General features: G+C 63.1%; 15 protein-coding genes. 5 read left to right on the top strand and 10 right to left on the bottom strand.

Annotated features, from left to right (window positions below):
- Positions 1-52: 52 nt before the first annotated feature.
- Together murA and gyrB are read right to left on the bottom strand one after the other, a co-directional pair.
- Positions 53-1,351, bottom strand: a complete 1,299-nt coding sequence (gene murA, locus V1292_RS07270; protein ID WP_334371411.1) for a UDP-N-acetylglucosamine 1-carboxyvinyltransferase — start codon at positions 1,349-1,351, stop codon at positions 53-55.
- A gap of 14 nt (positions 1,352-1,365) precedes the next feature.
- The gene (gyrB, locus tag V1292_RS07265; protein WP_334371409.1) at positions 1,366-3,804 is read right to left on the bottom strand and encodes a DNA topoisomerase (ATP-hydrolyzing) subunit B; all 2,439 of its coding nucleotides are present in this window, start codon (positions 3,802-3,804) and stop codon (positions 1,366-1,368) included.
- A 335-nt stretch (positions 3,805-4,139) separates the two neighbouring features.
- Between gyrB and V1292_RS07260 the strand changes: the two genes are divergently transcribed.
- Positions 4,140-6,026, top strand: a complete 1,887-nt coding sequence (locus tag V1292_RS07260; RefSeq protein ID WP_334371407.1) for an acyltransferase family protein — start codon at positions 4,140-4,142, stop codon at positions 6,024-6,026.
- Between the two features lie 7 nt (positions 6,027-6,033).
- Here V1292_RS07260 and recF read toward each other — a convergent pair whose 3' ends face one another.
- The 5 genes from recF to rpsT all read right to left on the bottom strand — a co-directional run bounded on the left by recF (position 6,034) and on the right by rpsT (position 12,260).
- Positions 6,034-7,170, bottom strand: a complete 1,137-nt coding sequence (gene recF / locus V1292_RS07255; protein WP_334371405.1) for a DNA replication/repair protein RecF — start codon at positions 7,168-7,170, stop codon at positions 6,034-6,036.
- Between the two features lie 84 nt (positions 7,171-7,254).
- Positions 7,255-7,560, bottom strand: a complete 306-nt coding sequence (locus V1292_RS07250) for an endonuclease domain-containing protein (RefSeq protein WP_442894579.1) — start codon at positions 7,558-7,560, stop codon at positions 7,255-7,257.
- A 149-nt stretch (positions 7,561-7,709) separates the two neighbouring features.
- Positions 7,710-8,828 (bottom strand): DNA polymerase III subunit beta, encoded by a 1,119-nt coding sequence (dnaN, locus tag V1292_RS07245; protein WP_334371403.1) that lies wholly within the window; start codon positions 8,826-8,828, stop codon positions 7,710-7,712.
- 409 nt (positions 8,829-9,237) lie between these two features.
- Positions 9,238-10,668 carry a chromosomal replication initiator protein DnaA gene (dnaA, locus tag V1292_RS07240; protein ID WP_334371401.1) on the bottom strand — a complete coding sequence of 477 codons (1,431 nt, stop codon included), beginning with the start codon at positions 10,666-10,668 and terminating at the stop codon, positions 9,238-9,240.
- A gap of 1,325 nt (positions 10,669-11,993) precedes the next feature.
- Positions 11,994-12,260, bottom strand: a complete 267-nt coding sequence (rpsT, locus tag V1292_RS07235) for a 30S ribosomal protein S20 (RefSeq protein WP_334371399.1) — start codon at positions 12,258-12,260, stop codon at positions 11,994-11,996.
- 372 nt (positions 12,261-12,632) lie between these two features.
- Here rpsT and V1292_RS07230 point away from each other — a divergent pair, with 372 nt between their 5' ends.
- The 4 genes from V1292_RS07230 to V1292_RS07215 all read left to right on the top strand — a co-directional run bounded on the left by V1292_RS07230 (position 12,633) and on the right by V1292_RS07215 (position 15,925).
- Positions 12,633-12,950, top strand: coding sequence for a hypothetical protein (locus tag V1292_RS07230; RefSeq protein WP_334371398.1), 318 nt, complete (start codon positions 12,633-12,635; stop codon positions 12,948-12,950).
- Between the two features lie 125 nt (positions 12,951-13,075).
- Positions 13,076-13,732 carry a peptide-methionine (S)-S-oxide reductase MsrA gene (msrA, locus tag V1292_RS07225; RefSeq protein ID WP_334371396.1) on the top strand — a complete coding sequence of 219 codons (657 nt, stop codon included), beginning with the start codon at positions 13,076-13,078 and terminating at the stop codon, positions 13,730-13,732.
- A gap of 143 nt (positions 13,733-13,875) precedes the next feature.
- Positions 13,876-14,628: a polysaccharide biosynthesis/export family protein gene (locus V1292_RS07220; RefSeq protein ID WP_442895501.1), complete on the top strand. Its 753-nt coding sequence runs from the start codon at positions 13,876-13,878 to the stop codon at positions 14,626-14,628.
- Positions 14,629-14,917: 289 nt separating this feature from the next.
- A complete protein-coding gene (locus V1292_RS07215) occupies positions 14,918-15,925 on the top strand; it encodes a Bug family tripartite tricarboxylate transporter substrate binding protein (protein ID WP_334371394.1) in 1,008 nt (335 codons plus the stop codon).
- 102 nt (positions 15,926-16,027) lie between these two features.
- On the opposite strand, the gene V1292_RS07210 is transcribed toward V1292_RS07215, so the two are convergent.
- The 3 genes from V1292_RS07210 to V1292_RS07200 are packed head-to-tail and all read right to left on the bottom strand — an operon-like array spanning position 16,028 to position 17,882.
- Positions 16,028-16,702, bottom strand: a complete 675-nt coding sequence (locus V1292_RS07210) for a dienelactone hydrolase family protein (protein ID WP_334371392.1) — start codon at positions 16,700-16,702, stop codon at positions 16,028-16,030.
- A 50-nt stretch (positions 16,703-16,752) separates the two neighbouring features.
- Positions 16,753-17,097 (bottom strand): hypothetical protein, encoded by a 345-nt coding sequence (locus V1292_RS07205; protein WP_334371390.1) that lies wholly within the window; start codon positions 17,095-17,097, stop codon positions 16,753-16,755.
- Entirely contained in the window at positions 17,094-17,882 is a 789-nt protein-coding gene (locus V1292_RS07200) for an alpha/beta fold hydrolase (protein WP_334371388.1), read from the bottom strand. The genes V1292_RS07205 and V1292_RS07200 overlap by 4 nt, the downstream gene beginning before the upstream one ends.
- Between the last annotated feature and the right edge of the window lie 242 nt (positions 17,883-18,124).

Here is an 18,124-nt window from a genome sequence, read left to right as displayed (position 1 = left end):
GCAGCAGATTAATACCGGCGAAAGTCGAAAAAGTGACGCCGGCGTCTGCAGGCTAATGGCCGTCGCGTGCCGGAACTCGGGTGATTCGCGCGCCCAGCGCATTGAGCCGCTCCTCGATGCGCTCATAGCCGCGCTCGATCTGGTCGGCGTTGTTGATCGTTGATGTGCCTTCGGCGGCGACCGCCGCCAGCAGCATCGCCATGCCGGCGCGGATGTCGGGGGAAGTCATCGGCGCGCCGCGCAGCCGGCTCGGGCCGGCCACGATCGCGCGATGCGGGTCGCACAGCACGATGCGGGCGCCCATCGAGATCAGCTTGTCGACGAAGAACATCCGCGACTCGAACATTTTTTCGAACATCAGGATCACGCCGTCGCATTGCGTCGCGGTCACGATCGCAATCGACATCAGGTCGGCCGGGAAGGCCGGCCACGGCTGGTCTTCCAGCTTCGGCACATGGCCGCCGAAATCGTCATGGATCTTCATGGTCTGCCCTGAGGGCACCACGAGATCGTCGCCCTCGACGCCGCAGACGATGCCGAGCCGCTCAAAGCCCATCCGGATGGAGCGCAGATGCTCGACGCCAGCCTTGGCGATGCGCAGCGGCGAGCGCGTCACCGCGGCAAGTCCGATCAGCGAGCCGACTTCGATATGGTCGGGCTGGATCGAATAGCTTGCGCCGCCAAGCGTCGCCGGGCCGTGCACGATGATGGTGTTGGTGCCGATGCCCTCGATCTTGGCGCCGAGTGCCACGAGGAAATGCGCGAGGTCCTGCACATGCGGCTCGGAGGCCGCGTTGCGCAAGTATGTGGTGCCGTGAGCGGCGACCGCTGCGACGAGTGCGTTTTCGGTTGCGGTGACGCTGGGCTCGTCGAGAAAGACGTCGGCACCCTCGAGGCGGGAGGCGCGGAATTCCAGCCGGTGTGTGGCGGTGACGGTGGCGCCTAACTGCTCGAAGGCGAGGAAATGCGTATCGAGACGACGGCGTCCGATGACGTCGCCGCCGGGCGGCGGTAGCGCCACCTCGCCGCAGCGGGCCAATAGTGGCCCGGCCAGCAGGATCGAGGCGCGGATCCGCGCGCAGAGTTCGGGATCGAGATCGGCGGCGCGGACCTCCTTGGCGTGGATCGCAAGCGTATTGCGCGCCTGCCATTCGGCGGAAGCGCCGACCGAGCGGATCAGTTCGACAAGCGTCTCAGTGTCGCGGATGCGCGGCACGTTTTCCAGCGTGACCGGATGCTCGGTGAGCAGAGCGGCGGCGATGATCGGCAGCGCCGAATTCTTGTTGCCGGACGGCTCGATCGTACCCGAAAGACGGTGGCCGCCTTCAACGATGTACTGAATGGGCGGCATGGACGCGTCCTGCCTCACACGTCGACATTGGCGCTGAGCGAATTATCCTGGATGAATTCGCGGCGAGGTTCGACGACGTCGCCCATCAGCTTGGTGAAGATGTCGTCGGCCTCGTCGACCTCCTTGATCTTCACCTGCAGCAGCGAGCGTTCGTTGGTATCGAGCGTGGTTTCCCAGAGCTGGTCCGGGTTCATTTCGCCGAGGCCTTTGTAGCGCTGCAACGCCACGCCCTTGCGGCCGGCGTCGGTTATCGCCTCGAATAGGCTGACCGGTCCATAAACGGCGGTTTCCGTATCCTTGCGGCGCAACACCCCGGTCGGGTTCGGATAGGCCTCCTGAAGTCTCACGGCATAGTCGTCGAGCTTGCGGGCGTCGGCGGAGCCGAGCAGGGCGTCGTCGATGATGGCGACATCCTTGACGCCGCGGATGGTGCGCTCGAAGAAGAAACCTTCGCCTTCAGTGAAACGGCCGATCCAGCCGCGCTCGACCTCGTCGGCCAGCGCATCGAGACGCCTGGCGATGTAGCCGGCGGCGGCATTGGCGGTCGCGATGTCGCCGGTGATCCTCGGGTTGAGCACGCCCGCGATCGCCGCCTGTTCGACGACCTTGCGGTTATAACGGCTGTGCAGATTGTTCAGGATGCCGCGGATGACGCGCGCGTCCTCCACCAGCGACAGCAGGTCGCGCCCGCCGCGTTCCGAACCCGACGCCGGCTTGAACACGCAGTCATCGAGGCCGGTCGCGATCAGATAATCCTCCAGCGCACGCTCGTCCTTCAGATACTGCTCGGATTTGCCGCGCGTCACCTTGTAGAGCGGCGGCTGCGCGATATAGAGGTGGCCGCGGTCGATCAATTCGCGCATCTGCCGGTAGAAGAAGGTGAGCAGCAGCGTGCGGATGTGGGCACCGTCGACGTCGGCGTCCGTCATCACGATGATCTTGTGATAGCGCAGCTTGTCGGCGGAGAAATCGTCACTGATGCCGGTGCCGAGCGCGGTGATCAGCGTGCCGATCTGCTCGCTCGACAGCATCTTGTCGGTGCGGACGCGCTCGACATTGAGGATCTTGCCGCGCAGCGGCAGCACCGCCTGGAATTCGCGGTTGCGGCCCTGCTTGGCGCTGCCGCCGGCCGAGTCGCCCTCGACGATGAACAGTTCGGACTTGGCCGGATCCTTCTCCTGGCAGTCGGCGAGCTTGCCGGGCAGCGAGGAAACGCTGAGCGGGCTCTTGCGCGTCAGTTCGCGCGCCTTGCGGGCGGCTTCGCGCGCGGCGGCCGCCTGGATCACCTTGCCGACGATGACCTTGGCCTCAGCCGGGTGCTCCTCGAACCACGCCGCCAGCGCCTCGTTGATGACGTTCTCGACCACCGGACGCACTTCCGAGGACACCAGCTTGTCCTTGGTCTGCGACGAAAACTTCGGGTCCGGCACCTTCACCGACAGCACGGCGGTGAGGCCTTCGCGGCAATCATCGCCGGTCAGCGCGATCTTTTCCTTCTTCGCGTTGGCGTCGGCATAGCCGTTGACCTGGCGTGTCAGCGCGCCGCGGAAACCGGCGAGATGGGTGCCACCGTCACGCTGTGGGATGTTGTTGGTGAAGCACAGAACGTTCTCATGGTAGCTGTCGTTCCACCACAGCGCCGCCTCGACGCCGATGCCGTTGGATTCCGACCGCACCATGATCGGGGCTGGGACGATCGCCTTCTTGTTGCGGTCGAGATATTTGACGAACTCCTCGACGCCGCCGCTGTAATACATCTCCTCTCGCTTCTCGACCGCGTGACGCATGTCGGAGAGGATGATGTGAACGCCGGAATTGAGGAACGCGAGCTCGCGCAGCCTGTGCTCCAGCGTCGCGAAATCATACTCGATGTTCTTGAAGGTCTCGCCCGAGGCGAGGAAGGTGACCTCGGTGCCGCGCTTGCCTTCGGCCTCGCCGACCACCTTCAAAGGTGCCAGCGCGTCGCCGTGGGCGAACTCGACGAAGTGCTCCTTGTCGTCGCGCCAGACCCTGAGCTTCAGCGAGCTCGACAGCGCGTTGACGACGGAGACGCCGACGCCGTGCAGTCCGCCCGATACCTTGTAGGAATTCTGGTCGAACTTACCGCCGGCGTGGAGCTGGGTCATGATGACCTCGGCGGCGGAAATGCCTTCACCCTTGTGGATATCGACGGGAATGCCGCGGCCGTCGTCGCGCACGGTCACCGAATTGTCCGCGTTGAGGAGCACGTCGACGCGCGTCGCATGGCCCGCGAGCGCTTCGTCGATGGCGTTGTCGACGACCTCGTAGACCATGTGATGCAGGCCGGAACCGTCATCGGTGTCGCCGATATACATGCCCGGCCGCTTGCGAACGGCATCGAGGCCCTTCAACACCCGGATCGATTCCGCACCATATTCAACGGGAATGGGATGCTCAGTGTCGGCAGGGGTCCGCCGGGCAGGTTCTGTCATGTGAGGCCTTCGAGGATGTCCCGAATCAGCTGCGCAATATGAGGCGCTGATTGATCTATTTGTGCCATGAAACAGGCACCGCGCCTAGCGCAATCTCTCTGTGTGCAAGCTGTTGAATAAATGGTGGTTTTTTACCCTTTTTCAAGGTCTCCAAGGGCCGATTCTGGAGGCCCCGAAAAGCGCGATTCGAGGGCTGCTTCTGCGCCCTCGATCGCCGGATTTTTGGACGCCGCGCGATGGGAAATGGCAGTCTGCTGCGGACCTGCTAGAGAAGGCGGCGCGGCAGCTTGTCGTCGTTGTGCGCCGTCCACAGCGATCCTGGGTTCGCTCTCCAATTGACCTCGTCTTCCCCAAAATATCGGCCGGATGTCGACGGCCTCCGGGCCATCGCCGTGATGCTGGTCCTGAATTTCCATGCATTCCCGGACGCCATGCCGGGCGGCTTCATCGGCGTCGACGTGTTCTTCGTGATCTCGGGCTTTCTGATCACGGGAATCATCGTGCGCGAACTGGAACTCGGTCGCTTCAGTCTGATCGGATTCTACAACCGGCGGATCCGGCGCATCTTCCCGGCGCTGATCGTGGTGCTCTCTGCGACATTGGTGCTGGGCTGGTTCTGGATGCTGCCGTCGGCCTTCGCACAGCTCGGCAGCGACAGTTTCGCCAGTGCGGCGTTTTTGGCCAATATCGCGCTGTTGCTGCACTCCGGCTATTTCGATGTCGAATCCGCCAAGAAGCCGCTGCTGCACCTGTGGTCGCTCGGCATCGAGGAGCAGTTTTATCTGTTCTGGCCGCTGCTGCTGATGCTCGCAGCCCGGCTGCGAATGAGCATCATGGCGATGGCCGTGGTGCTCGGCATCGGGTCTTTCCTGCTCAATGTCGCGCTGATCGGCTCGAATCCCGTTGCGACCTTCTATCTGCCGTTTACGCGCGCGTTCGAATTGCTCACCGGAGCGGCGCTGGCGTACGGCTGGAACAGGATCGGCCACAGCGTTAAAGCGAGTGATTGGCGCGCCTGGATCGGCGTGGCACTGATCGCTCTAGCTGCCGTGATCCTCGACAGCCATCGCGCCTTTCCGGGCTGGTGGGCGGTGTTGCCGGTCGCCGGCACCGCGCTTCTGCTGTCATCGCCCGCGGCCTGGGTGAACCGGGCCGTACTCGCAAGCCCGCCTTTGGTATGGATCGGGCTGATCAGCTACCCGCTCTATCTCTGGCACTGGCCGCTATTGGTGTTCGGCGGGATTATCAAATTCGGTCCGCTGACCTTGCCGGAGCGTGAGTTGATCCTGCTTGCGAGCGCGCTGCTGGCCTGGACGACCTACCGGTTTGTCGAGAGGCCGTTCCGTTTCGGCTGCCCAAGCCGACGCAAAATGTTCGGGCTTGGGACGGGCATGGCGATGATCGCAGTCGCCGGCATTGCCGTCATCTGGGGGCGCGGCTTCGATTCCCGGCTGCCACCGGAAATCCGCGCGATGGCCAACGTGACGACGGAGAGTTTCAAGTGGCGGTTTCACGAATGCCTGCTTGATCTCAGCCGCGAAATGACGTTTGCCGAGACCTGCATCGAGCGTGATCGGCGTCCGCTGGTTCTGATATGGGGCGACTCGACCGCCGGCGCGCTGTTGCCCGGACTGCGCAAGGCACAGGAGGCACGAGGCTTCGGCATTGCGCAGCTCACCTCCAGTTCCTGCGTTCCGGCGCTGAATGCCGACATCGCGAGCACGCCCAATTGCCGGGCGATGAATGACAAGGTCTTGTCGCTCGCTCGGCAGATCAAGCCCGACGTCGTATTGCTGCACGGAACCTGGGAAAAACATCTCGATAACGTGGCCGAGACGGTGGTCGCGTTGAAGAGGGAGACAAATGCCCGCGTCGTTGTTCTCGGTGGGGTGCCGATGTGGCGGCGCGGGCTTCCGTCCGAAGTGCTCCGATACTTCATGCTCCATCGCACGCTGATCCCGCAGCGTTCGCCCAACGGCATCCCGCCCAGCGCCTACGATGCCATCATGCGCGCCAGGCTCGAGCCGCTCGGAGCGGAATTCATCTCGGCGTCGGACGTCCTTTGCAACGCGCAGGGTTGCCTGACGCGCATTGGCTATGCGGCAGGCGATTTGACCGCGAGCGATCAGGTCCACCTGACCGAAAAGGGGTCGGTATTCCTGATCGCATCGATCATCGATCGCTTGCTCGGCGGGCAGGCATCAGAGGGTAAGAGGCGTTGAACAGCCTTTAGGCGCGGCGGCTCACCCGACCAGACTCGACGTCAAAAATCTCGCCGGTCGCTCCGATATCGACGAACGCTGCCGGATCTGCGCCGGTCATCCAGACTTGTGCGCCGAGCTTTGCGAGTTCATCGAACAGCGCCTTGCGCCTGACGGGATCAAGATGTGCGACGACTTCGTCGAGCAGGAGTAACGGTACGATCCCGGTCATCTCGGCGACCAGCGTGGCATGGGCCAGCACCAGCCCGATCAGCAGCGCCTTCTGCTCGCCGGTGGAGGCGTCGCGCGCCGGCATGTTTTTTGGCGCGTAGATCACCTGCAAGTCCGTGAGATGGGGCCCGTCCAGCGTGCGGCCGGCGGCGGCGTCGCGGGCGCGGCTGGCGCGCAGGATCTCGCGGTAGCGATCCTCCACGGCGGTTGCGGATTCATTGACCAGCGCATTCTCCATCCAGCCGTCGAGCATGATCTGCGCCGACGGAAAGGCCGAAGCCGCGCCACGTTCACGCAGCATCGCCGCCAGTCTCGTCACGGTCTGGCCGCGCGTGGCGGCAACCGCAACCGCCAGCTCGGCAGTTTCGCGCTCGATCGCGTCGCACCAATGGTCGTCATAATTGCGCACTTCGAGCAGGCGGTTGCGCGAACGCAGCGAGCGCTCCAGCGCGGAAACGCGACTGGAATGCTCGCTGTCGATCGCCAGCACCAGGCGGTCGAAGAAGCGCCTCCGCTCCGAGGCCGCGCCAAGGAAAAGGCCGTCCATCGCCGGCGTCAGCCACACCATGCGCAAATGTTCGCCAAACGCGGCCGCCGAACCCACCGGCTCGCGGTCGATCCGGCAGCGCCGGCTGGACGAGGCCTCTGTTCCCGGTGCATCGATGCCGGTGCCAAGCGTGGCAAGCCCCAGCGCGCCCTCCACCTCGGCCGACACCGCCCAGGAGCCGTCGCCCTGATTGTCGGCGACATCCTCCAGCGTCGCGCGCCGCAGGCCGCGACCCGGCGACAGAAACGAGATCGCCTCGAGGCAATTGGTCTTGCCGGCGCCGTTCGGCCCCACCAGCACCACCATATCGCCGCGCACCTGCACGCTCGCCGCGCGATAATTGCGGAAGTGCGTGAGCGACAGGCGATGGATGCGGGAGGGGGTCATGATGAGTCAGGTCGGTCTTTCTTCCCCTCTCCCCTTGTGGGAGAGGGTGGCGCCTCACGAAGTGAGGCGACGGGTGAGGGGTTCTTACCGCTCGGCGAGCTTCACGAAAATGTCCTCCAACACGGCAGAGGGTTGTTGCAGCACGTCATTGTTCCAGTAGCGCGCAATTCGAAATCCTTCAGCGATCAACACCGCTTCCCTCGCTTCGTCACGTGTCGATGATGCGTGCTGACTTCCATCGACTTCGATGACCAGGCGCTTCTCGAAACAGACAAAATCGAGAATAAAGTTTCCGAATGGAACTTGCCGTCGAAATTTGAAACGTGCGAGGCGCCGGTCGCGAAGCAGTCGCCAAATGGCTAATTCCGCATCGGTGGGCTCGTGACGCATCTTCTTGGCGAAGCTGCGGATGCGCTTGGCGACAGGCCTATGGCTTGGTGTATGCGGCGCGAACCCCTCACCCGTCGCCGAACTTTGTTCGGCGCCACCCTCTCCCACAAGGGGAGAGGGAAGGTCGGTGTCCGTTTCGCGAGGCGCAGTCACACCCGCATCGGCATCAGCACGTAGAGTGCGCCCTTGTTGTCCTTGTCCTGCACCAGGGTCGGCGAGCCGGGGTCGGCGAGGCGGAGCACGGCGACTTCGCCTTCGATCTGGGCGGCGATGTCGAGCAGGTAGCGCGAGTTGAAGCCGATATCGAGCGCGTCGGAGGCGTATTCGACTTCGAGTTCTTCGGTGGCGCTGCCGGAATCCGGATTGGTCACCGACAGCACGAGCCTGCCGGCGGACAGCGCCAGCTTTACGGCCCTGCCGCGCTCGCTCGAAATGGTCGAGACGCGATCTACCGCCGCCTCGAAATCCTTCTTGTCGACGATCAGTTCCTTGTCGTTGTTCTGCGGGATGACGCGGCCATAATCCGGGAAGGTTCCATCGATCAGCTTTGAGGTCAGCACCACATTGCCGAGGGTGAAGCGGATTTTGCCCTGCGACAGTTCGATTTTGACTTCGGCTTCATTGTCCTCGATCAGCCGCAGCACCTCGCCCACCGTTTTGCGCGGCACGATCACGCCGGGCATGCCGGTGGCGCCGGAGGGCAGCTCCAGATCGATCTGCGCCAGCCGATGTCCGTCGGTCGCAACCCCGCGCAGCGTCGCGGCCTTGGCGCTGCCGGCCGTGTGCAGGTAGATGCCGTTGAGGTAATAGCGGGTCTCTTCGGTCGAGATCGCAAACTGCGTACGGTCGATCAGGCGCTTGACGCCGGCAGCCGTGAGCGAGAACGAATGCGTCATCTCGCCGGCGGCGAGATCGGGGAAATCGCTTTCGGGCAGGGTCTGCAGGGTGAAGCGCGAGCGGCCGGCGCGGATGGCCATCACCGAACGGTCGCCGTCGGCTTCCAGCACGATCTGCGCGCCGTCGGGCAGTTTGCGGACGATGTCATAGAACATATGCGCCGGCACGGTGGTGGAGCCGGCGGTTCCGGTCTCCGCCGCCAGCGTTTCGGTCACCTCCAGATCGAGGTCCGTCGCCTTCAGCGACAGCCTGGCGTTTTCGGCGCGGACCAGCACATTGCCGAGGATCGGGATGGTGTTGCGGCGCTCGACCACGCGATGGACGTGACCCAGCGATTTCAGCAGTTGCGCGCGTTCGACGGTGACCTTCATTGCAATATCCGCCAGAGATGGAAAAGCCGGGCGGCCCGTCAAGGCAGCGCCGCGGCATTGGAAACCCGAAAAGCCGGATCATGACCGGATTTGATCAAACCCCCGGGGGGACCGCAAGGTGGCGCGGATGGGGCGCCGGTGCAAGGGAGCAGGCCGCCGTTCCCCGACTTTTGCGGCGAAAAATGGCCGCAGAAAAAAATTCTCCCGCCCACCCAACTCGGGTTTACCCGAGTTGGGTGGGCGGGAGAGGCTGGGGAGGAGCCAGATCCTGTTCCCTGCTAGAGCATCGGTTCTGACTGAATTAGAACCGACGCTCTAGATTCGTGCTTTGACGCGTTTTCTCACGCGAACCGGTACCCATCCACGGATCAGGTCCGAGGACATGCTTCGCGCGAAAACGCTATAGCCGCTATTCCTGCAATTGCCGCTTCAGAGACTCGACCTCTTCGGACAGCGCGATATCCCGGGCCACCAGTGCCTCTATCTTGCGCACGGCGTGCAGCACCGTGGTGTGGTCGCGTCCGCCGAACCGGCGGCCGATCTCGGGCAGCGAGCGCAGCGTCAGCGTCTTTGCCAGATACATCGCCACCTGGCGCGGGCGAACCACGTTCGCGGTCCGCCGCGACGACAAGAGATCCGAACGGCTGACATTGTACTGCCGGGCGACAACCCGCTGGATGTCCTCGATCTTGATCCGCTTCGGTTCCTGCGGACGGATCAGGTCGCGCACTTCGCGCTCGGCCATTTCCAGCGTCACCGGCTGGGCGTTGAGCTTGGAATGGGCGAGCAGGCGGTTGATGGCGCCTTCGAGATCGCGGCCGTTGTGGGTGATGGTGCGCGCCAGATAATCCAGCACTGCTTCCGGCACATCGAAGCTCGCATGATGCGCGCGCGCTGCCGCCACGCGCGATTTCAGGATGCCGAGCCGCAGCTCTTCGCCGAGCGAGCCCATCTCGACGACGAGGCCGCCGGCCAGCCGCGAGCGCACGCGGTCGTCGAGGCTTTCGAGATCAGACGGCGGGCGGTCGGCGGCGATCACCACCTGACGTCCGGCATCGATCAGCGCGTTCAGCGTGTGGCAGAACTCGGCCTGGGTCGACTTGCCCTGCAGGAACTGCAGGTCATCGATCACAAGCACGTCGATGCCGCGCAGCGCCTCCTTGAACGCCAGCGCCGTCTGCGTCTTCAGCGCTGCGACAAAGCCGTACATGAATTTCTCGGCGGTGAGATAGAGCACCTTGCGCTCATTCCCGGAATTGCCGGCCCACGTCACGGCCTGCAGCAAGTGGGTTTTGCCGAGGCCGACGCCGGCGTGAATGTAGAGCGGGTTGAACATCACGGGATCGCCGCGGCGGCCTTCTGCAACCTGGCGCGCCGCCGCATGGGCGAGGGTATTCGACCGACCGATGACAAAACTTGCAAAGGTCAGGCGCGGGTCGAGCGGCGAGCCGCCGAGCGCATCATGGCTTGCGGACACCGGCGCAGTGGCGGTCGCGCGCAATTCAGGCGCGGGCCGGCCATTGGTCTGCTCGGTACGGCGTTGATCGGCCGGCGCGGTCGGTTCCTTGGCGGTCGCGGTGGATCGCATCGCCGTGCGCACGGTGAGGTCGATCCGGTGCACTTCCGGCATCTCGGCCTGCCAGCAGGTCAGGACACGGTCGGCGTAATGCGCCTGGATCCAGCTCTTGAGGAAGCGGGTCGGCACCGACAGATGGACGCTTTCGTCCTGCACGCCTTCGAGGTCCATGCGCGCAAACCAGCTCGTGTAGACGTCCTCGCCCACACTCGTCCGCAACCGCCCCTTCACGCGCGACCAGCGATCCTGTTCCATATTTGTCATTGCCTGAGAACTTTTCTGAATGAGTAATGGTGTCTTGTGAAATCGGCTGGCGGTAGCCTTGCAGGTCTCCTGCCAGACGTGACCTCGGCGCGGCGCTTCAACCACCAGACACAGATCTAACGTTCGGCGGAATCGCCGTTGCACAGATCAAAGGCTGGATGGAGTGGAAGGCTGCCGCGAGGTCAGCGCGTACTCGACGCTCGGTGTGGAGCTCGCGTAGGGGGACTGCCAAATACGTTGTTCAGGAATTCTGAAGCGGTCTCGATGGAAATAAGCGTGCCGAATGTCGCGTTGATTCCGTAAAGCATAGTACCTCCCCCTCTCGTCGCGAAAGCGCGCGACGAGTAACCAGATCACCAGTGTTTCAAAGCCAGTCTGCTGCTACCGAACATCCGCTTGTTCGACCGCCGCGTCCGCCGCGTACCTCAGTCTGTCGTCTTCAACACGTTCACGAGCTCCGCGTTCCCAATCGCTGCATGGTCGGCAAGCATCTTATTCCCCTTGTCCGGAGCACGCTTGAACATGAGCGCCACGCCGGGAAATTTAGACACAGAACAACCGTCCTCATATTGCTATGAGTTACCAACTCAGCTTCGCTTGGAAAGCGTCGCTAACGCGCACACCGCCGCCGATTTGCACGTCCGCTCTTGGGTCTCAAACCGCGCTGGTCAGGAGAGCCTTGAGCGTCGCGAACGAGTAACAAATACACCAAGCGTGATTTCTGACAATCCGTGATTCGACGATGTCGCGTGACTCTTCGGCTTTGTTGCAACACTGCAAATGCGACACTCCACACCAAGTTTTTGAATCAGCGCAGAGAATCCCGCGACGCGAACGAGCGTGACAATTTTCGCCGCACGCGCAAAATTTTTTAAGAAACCGTTACAATCTTGGTTACCGGGACCAATTTTCAAAACGCTTGTCCTCGCTATGTGGATAAGTGATTAGCGAGACGAAGCTTTTCGGAATTGTTTTTGCAGGGTAACTCGCGCGAGCGATGCCGGCGGAGGAGGGGGGTGTTGTCCGATCGGGTCAGCCGCCGCGATCGCACTTCTCGCAAAGGCGCACGGCAACGCTGGTGCAATAAGTTGCACCTCGTAAAACTACGGGTGCCCGAAATATGACACGCAAGCCGGCGCTCAGCAACGAGACAATTGAATTGTCACGGTCGATCCGGCGCGCAGCCTTGGGTGTGTGTCCGAAATCCAACAGGGTGCACGTCCGGGACGAAAATGAATTTCGGGCTCGTGCTCATGCGCCGGTGTGGCAGAAAAAGAAAAAGCCCGGCGGCGCCGGGCTTTTGACGAATACTCATTTCTGTCAGTTCACTTCGCGAGCTTGGCGATCGCATGCGTCAGGCGCGACACCTTCCGGCTTGCATTGTTCTTGTGAATGATGTTGCGCTGCGCCGCCTGCATCAGTTCTGGTTCCGCGCGCTTCATCGCTTCCAGCGCCGCATTGCGGTCGCCGGTCTTGATCGCTTCCTCGACGGTGCGGACCGCGCCGCGCATCTGGGTGCGACGCGACTTGTTGACGATGGTGCGGCGGGCAATCTTGCGGGTCGCCTTTTTGGCGGAAGTCGTATTGGCCATGTTCTCAACTATCCTTCGGCTGTCATCGCTCGGGTGGTCGGCCCTTGAGCGCGCCGGCCGTTCAAATTGCGTGATCGCTGGTTGTATTTTCCAGGGTGTTCGTAACCTAAGCCGTTCTTGAGGATGCCATGGACGGAAGCCAAAATGCTCCCGCAAGCGGCGCTGCTCAAAGAACAGCGGCGGCGGGATTGCGCCCGCCGCCATTGGAGGTCTTATAGAGGGCGCATCCTGCACCGTCAACGCTTTCCGGCCTCCCCGAAAGGCCGGAAAAGGCGGCGGAACGGGGCCCGTAAGGTGCTGACGAGGTTGAATTTCCGGGGTGCCCCCGGTATTGGCTGACGGCCTTTGGGGGCGACAGATATAAGGTGACGCATGATCCGCGGTTTTTTTCGGCTTATCGGCCTGCTCCTTCTGGCCGGCGGATTCATCTTCATGGTCTATGACGGGGCCCGTTTCGTCGCCGACCAGACCCTGCGGTTTACCCGGTTCGGCCAGTTCTGGAACGACGTCCATCAGTCCAGCCAGCTTGCGTTCCGGACCTGGGTCGAGGGTAACGCACCCTGGCTCTGGGACAGTGTCATGAAGGTCCTGCTGGACCAACCGGTTTTCGCCGTGCTGGGCGTGGTCGGCATTCTGCTCATGATCCTGTTCCGGCCCCGCAAGCCGTTGATCGGCTATTCGCGGGACTGACCCGGCCGGCGCCCGCCCGCGGGGTCGGGTAACAGGGCTGCGGTAACAGGCGTAAAGACATATATAGAAGTCCAACCGGCCGATGCCGTCATCGCGTCCGCCGATGTCCCGCCTGGAGGTGCTCCATGTTGTTCATGCGCAAGACCACCGCGTTGCCGAGCGCAGCCGAAGCGCTGCCGGGCCGTGCCATCCCGATACCGACCGCAACCACGCATTTCGTCAACGGCCGCAAGCTTCAGCCACCCTATCCTGCGGGCCTCGAGCAGGCCGTTTTTGGATTGGGCTGCTTCTGGGGCGCAGAGCGCAAGTTCTGGGAGCTCGGCGACGGCATCTATGCGACCGCCGTCGGTTATGCTGGCGGGCATACGCCCAACCCGACCTATGAGGAGGTTTGCTCGGGCCGCACCGGTCACACCGAAGTGGTGCTGGTCGTGTTCGATCCGAAGAAGGTCACCTACGAGCAGCTCCTGAAGACGTTCTGGGAAAATCACAACCCGACGCAGGGCATGCGCCAGGGCAACGATGTCGGTACCCAGTATCGCTCGGCGATCTACACGTTTGGGGACGCGCAGCGTCAAGCAGCCGACGCGTCGAAGGCTATGTACCAGAAGGCGCTGGCGGCGAAGGGCCTTGGCGCCATCACCACCGAGATCGCGCCGGCGGGCGAGTTCTATTTCGCCGAGGACTATCATCAGCAATATCTCGCCAAGAACCCGGCGGGCTATTGCGGGCTAGGCGGCACCGGCGTGTCCTGCCCGATCGGCGTCGGCGTGAGTGCTTGATTCTTGCTTCTCTCAACCTCTCCCCGTGAAGAACGGGGAGAGGGAGCTTTGAGCGCCGTTGTCGCACTCCACCTTCCAAAAAACCGTTTATTAACCATACCTGGTGCAAGACTAGAGCTGTCTCGCTTTGAGGGATGGCTCTGGTGCGGGTTGTACGCGCGTTTCGAATACCGATCACTGCGATCATCACCGCGCTCGCACTGTCGGGCTGCATGCGCACGACCGGGCCGGTTGCGGGCGCGCCGCAAGGCGATCTCGACCAGTTGGCCTATGGCCAGCCCAACACTCCGCCGCCGCGGACGGTCGCGGTCAATTCCGGTGGCGGCGCCATTGGCGCGCTTCGCGCTGCCTTTGCCGCGGCGCCACGCACGGCACCGGCATCCGCCGACGTTGCCGCGCCTGTCGCCTATGCCGAACCCGCGCCCGTGCGATACGACGCGGCCTATCATCTCGATGCCGGCGACAAGCTGCGCGTCGTCGTCTATGGCCAGGAGGGCCTGACCAACACCTACGCGATCGACGCCGGCGGCGCGATCACGATGCCGCTGATCGGTTCGGTTCGGGCGCGCGGCCGCACCACGGCGGGACTGGCGGCGGAGATTTCAGCGAAACTGCGCGCCGGCTTTATCAGGGAACCATCGGTCGCTGTCGAGATCGAAGCCTATCGGCCGTTCTTCATCCTCGGCGAGGTCGCAGCACCTGGGCAATATCCGTACGTCCCCAACATGACAGTCGAGAGCGCGGTGGCGATCGCCGGCGGCTTTTCGCCGCGCGCCCGCCGCGACAGCGTCACGGTTACCCACACCGATGCGTCCGGCACGTCACGCTTCGTGGTTCCGCCCGGCAGCCCGATCAGCCCTGGCGACACCGTGCTGGTCAGCGAGCGCTGGTTCTAAAGCGCCAAGCCATTCCATCGAATTGTCATCTCGACCCGCGCTTGTTTCCTGAGCATTTGTGTCAGGCAAATGCCTCGCATTTGACCAAGAAAATTCACCATCCGTTTCGCGTCAGCGCGGACGCTGCGTTCTGGCAGCAGCTTCGGGCCGCTTCGGTGCGATGAATTGGCGCTATGCGCTGAATGCGTTCGAAACCATGTTCCATCTTGCGCTGCAGCGATGTAGAAAGCCGCCGTTCAATCGAGGCGCGCCGGTTTGTCGGTAGATGCCTGCAATCCGGAGTATGACCATGAACTATCATTTGCCGGTCCGCGTGGTGCGCACGGCGACGGCTTTGGCGTTGCTCGCTTCCATCGCCGTGACCGCTTTGTGCGCCTCTTCGCATCAAGCATCGGCGGCGGATCCCTATCCGAGCCGCCGCATCACCTTCGTGGTGCCCTATCCCGCGGGCGGCGCCACCGACGTCCTGGCCCGCTTGCTCGCCAACAAATTGCAGGAGTCGTGGAAGCAGACCGTCCTCGTGGAGAACAAGTCGGGCGGCGGCGGCGTGGTCGGCAACGACTACGTGGCCAAGGCACAGCCCGATGGTTACACCGTGCTGGTCGGCATTACGCAGATCATTCAGGCGCCGAGCCTCGTTACGAAGCTGCCCTACGATGTCTTCAAGGATCTCGCGCCCGTTACCCAGATCGCCTTGTCGACCATCGTTCTGGTGGTCCCCGAGCAGCAGCCGATCAAGTCCGTCAAGGAACTGATCGATTCTGCCAAGGCGAACCCCGGCAAGCCTTACGGCACCTTCGGCAACGCCACGACGTCTCACCTCTACGGCGAATTGCTCAAGAAGACCGCCAATATCGACATGACCCATGTCCCCTATCGCGGCTCGGCGCCTCTCACGAACGACTTGCTCGCCAACACGGTCACTTCGGCGTTCCAGGACCTGACCACGGCGAGCGCGCAAATCAAGGCGGGCAAGCTCCGGGCTCTGGCGGTTGGCGGCGAAAAGCGCAGGACTGCGTTGCCCGACGTGCCGACGATGGCCGAACTCGGTTACCCCGGGTTTGAGATCGAAGGCTGGCTCGGCGTGTTCGTGCCCGCCGCAACGCCCAAGGAGATTGTGAAGAAGCTTTCGGACGAACTCGCCCGCATCATCGCCTCGCCCGAGGGCGTCGCCGGAATCGAGACGCTCAGCCTCGTGCCGGTGGGCGGATCGGCGGAAACGTTCGAGAAAGTCCTGCGCCGCGACCACGCGAAATGGGCCGATGTCGTGAAGGCAACCGGCGTCAAGGGCGAGTGAGTTACTCGTCATTCCGGGGCGATGCGAAGCATCGAACCCGGAATCTCGGGATTCCGGGTCCGTGCTGCGCACGGCCCGGAATGACGGCGGAAGGATTGCCGCCTATTTCTTCAGATGCTTCTCAAAAAACGCCAGACTGCGCGGCCAGGCGATATCGGCGCTGGCCTTGTCGTAGCTCGCGCGTTCGTCGCAGTGAAAGCCATGCTGCGCGCCGGGATAGAGATGGACTTCGACGTCCGGCCGCTTGGCCTTGACGGTTTCGACGTCGGTTAGCGGAATGCCCGCATCCTTTTCGCCGAAATGCAATTGCGTCGGCACCTGCGGCTTGTCGTCGGCAAAGCGGACAACGGCGCCGCCGTAATAGCCGACCGCGGCAGACAAGCCCGACAGCTTGGTCGCTGCCGCATAGGCGATGCTGCCGCCGAGGCAGAAGCCGATGATGCCGACCGGGCCGATATCCTTCACGGCGTCGATCGCGGCCTGGGTATCGCGCAGCATCGCGGCCCAATCCGGATTGGCGATGAACTTTCGTGCGTTTGCAATCTCGTCAGGCGAATAGCCGCACTGGAAGTTCGGTTGCGTGCGATCGAAGATCGACGGCGCAATCGCGACATAACCTTCGCCCGCCAATCGGTCGCACACCGAGCGGATGTGGTGGTTGACGCCAAAAATCTCCTGGATCACCACGATCGCCGCTTTCGGCCGACCTGCGGGATCGGCGCGATAGCCGCCCAGTTTGAAGCCGTCCGAAGCCGTCAGTTCGATATCTTGTCCCACGGGTCATCCATTTGCGTTTGAGTTGCACGAGGTCGATGTTCTGGGGTCGGCTACTGCCACATCCAGTTGTGGCCCCAGTCGCCCTTCCAGCCGGCCAGCCTGCCCTTGCGAAATTGCAGATAGAGCCGGTCCTTTTTGTAAAACAGCCCGCTGCCGCCGACGTTGCGGAACGCGAGAAAGATTTCATCGCCGGGACGGCCCCTGATGTAATTGAGCGGGACGCCGAGCGCGCGTGCGGCTTCATCGGCCTCCATGCCGAATGCCAGCGGGATGTTGTTCGACAGCGTCTCGGTGAACGGTGGCGGGTAGGGGCCGCCGACCGGCGGCAAGTGTTGCGCGGCAGCTTGCGTGAAGCTGCTTGCGATAAGGGCGAGGGCCACCGCGGCTGTCTTCATGACGCGGCCTTCTGTGGTGCGTTGGCATCAAGGCTGTCGAGGAACGGCAGCACCGCGTCGACGAAAGCCTGCGGCTGGTCGATATTGACGGCGTGGCCGGCAGCCGGGATCACCACCTTCTGCGCGCCCGGAATCTTGGCCGCCATGTAGTCGGAAGCGGCGATGAACGGGGTGTCGTCGGCGCCGACCACGATCAGCGACGGCACCTTGATATCGGGTAGCGATTCAATCACGCGGGCATCGCGCTGGGTCAGCATGCCGCGCGCGGCGCGCGCCAGTCCCGATGCATCGCGATGGGTGACGCTGGAGCGTTCGCGGCTGGCCGATTTCAAAACCTCCAGGCCCTCGCGCTCGAAGCGGTCGCCGGTATCGTACGCGCGCTTGTTCCAGGCCTCGCGCGCCTCGTCCTTCTTGAAGCCCGGGCCGGTGTCGATGATCAGCAGCGCGCGGACGCGGTTTGGATGGGCGCGGTAGAATGCCAGCGACATGTAGCCGCCCAGCGAGAGCCCGCCGACGATCGCCTTGTCGGCGCCGACGGCGTCAAGCAGCGCCGCCATGTCGGCAACCGTCAGCGCTTCGCTATAGGCTGCGGGATCACCGGGATAATCGGACTGGCCGTGGCCGCGCATGTCCCACAACACGAGCTTGTGATGCTTCGACAAGGCCGCGATCTGGCCCTGCCACATCCCACTCGTCGATGAATAGCCGTGGGTCAAGAGCAACGGTGGGCCGGAGCCGTGAACCTCGTAATAGATGCGGACCCCGTCGCGATCGATTGTCGGCATTGCGGCTCCTTGGGAGTTCCCATGCAACTGTCGACCCCCATCCTAGCGCGATCTGATCGCGATTGGGAAATGCGGAAAGCGAGGGCGGTATCAGCGCATTGATATGACCCTTGCTGACGGCAGCCCGCATTGCTCCATCGCGAACGATGAGCAAAAAGCGACGAGCATCGGCTCGCGATCTCTTTGCCTCCTCTCGTCATGCCCCGCGCATGCGGGGCATCCAGTACGCCGTGGCCGTGCCG

The organism is Bradyrhizobium sp. AZCC 1719, assembly GCF_036924525.1.
Classification (GTDB): domain Bacteria; phylum Pseudomonadota; class Alphaproteobacteria; order Rhizobiales; family Xanthobacteraceae; genus Bradyrhizobium.
This window is presented reverse-complemented; position numbering and strand designations above follow the sequence as displayed.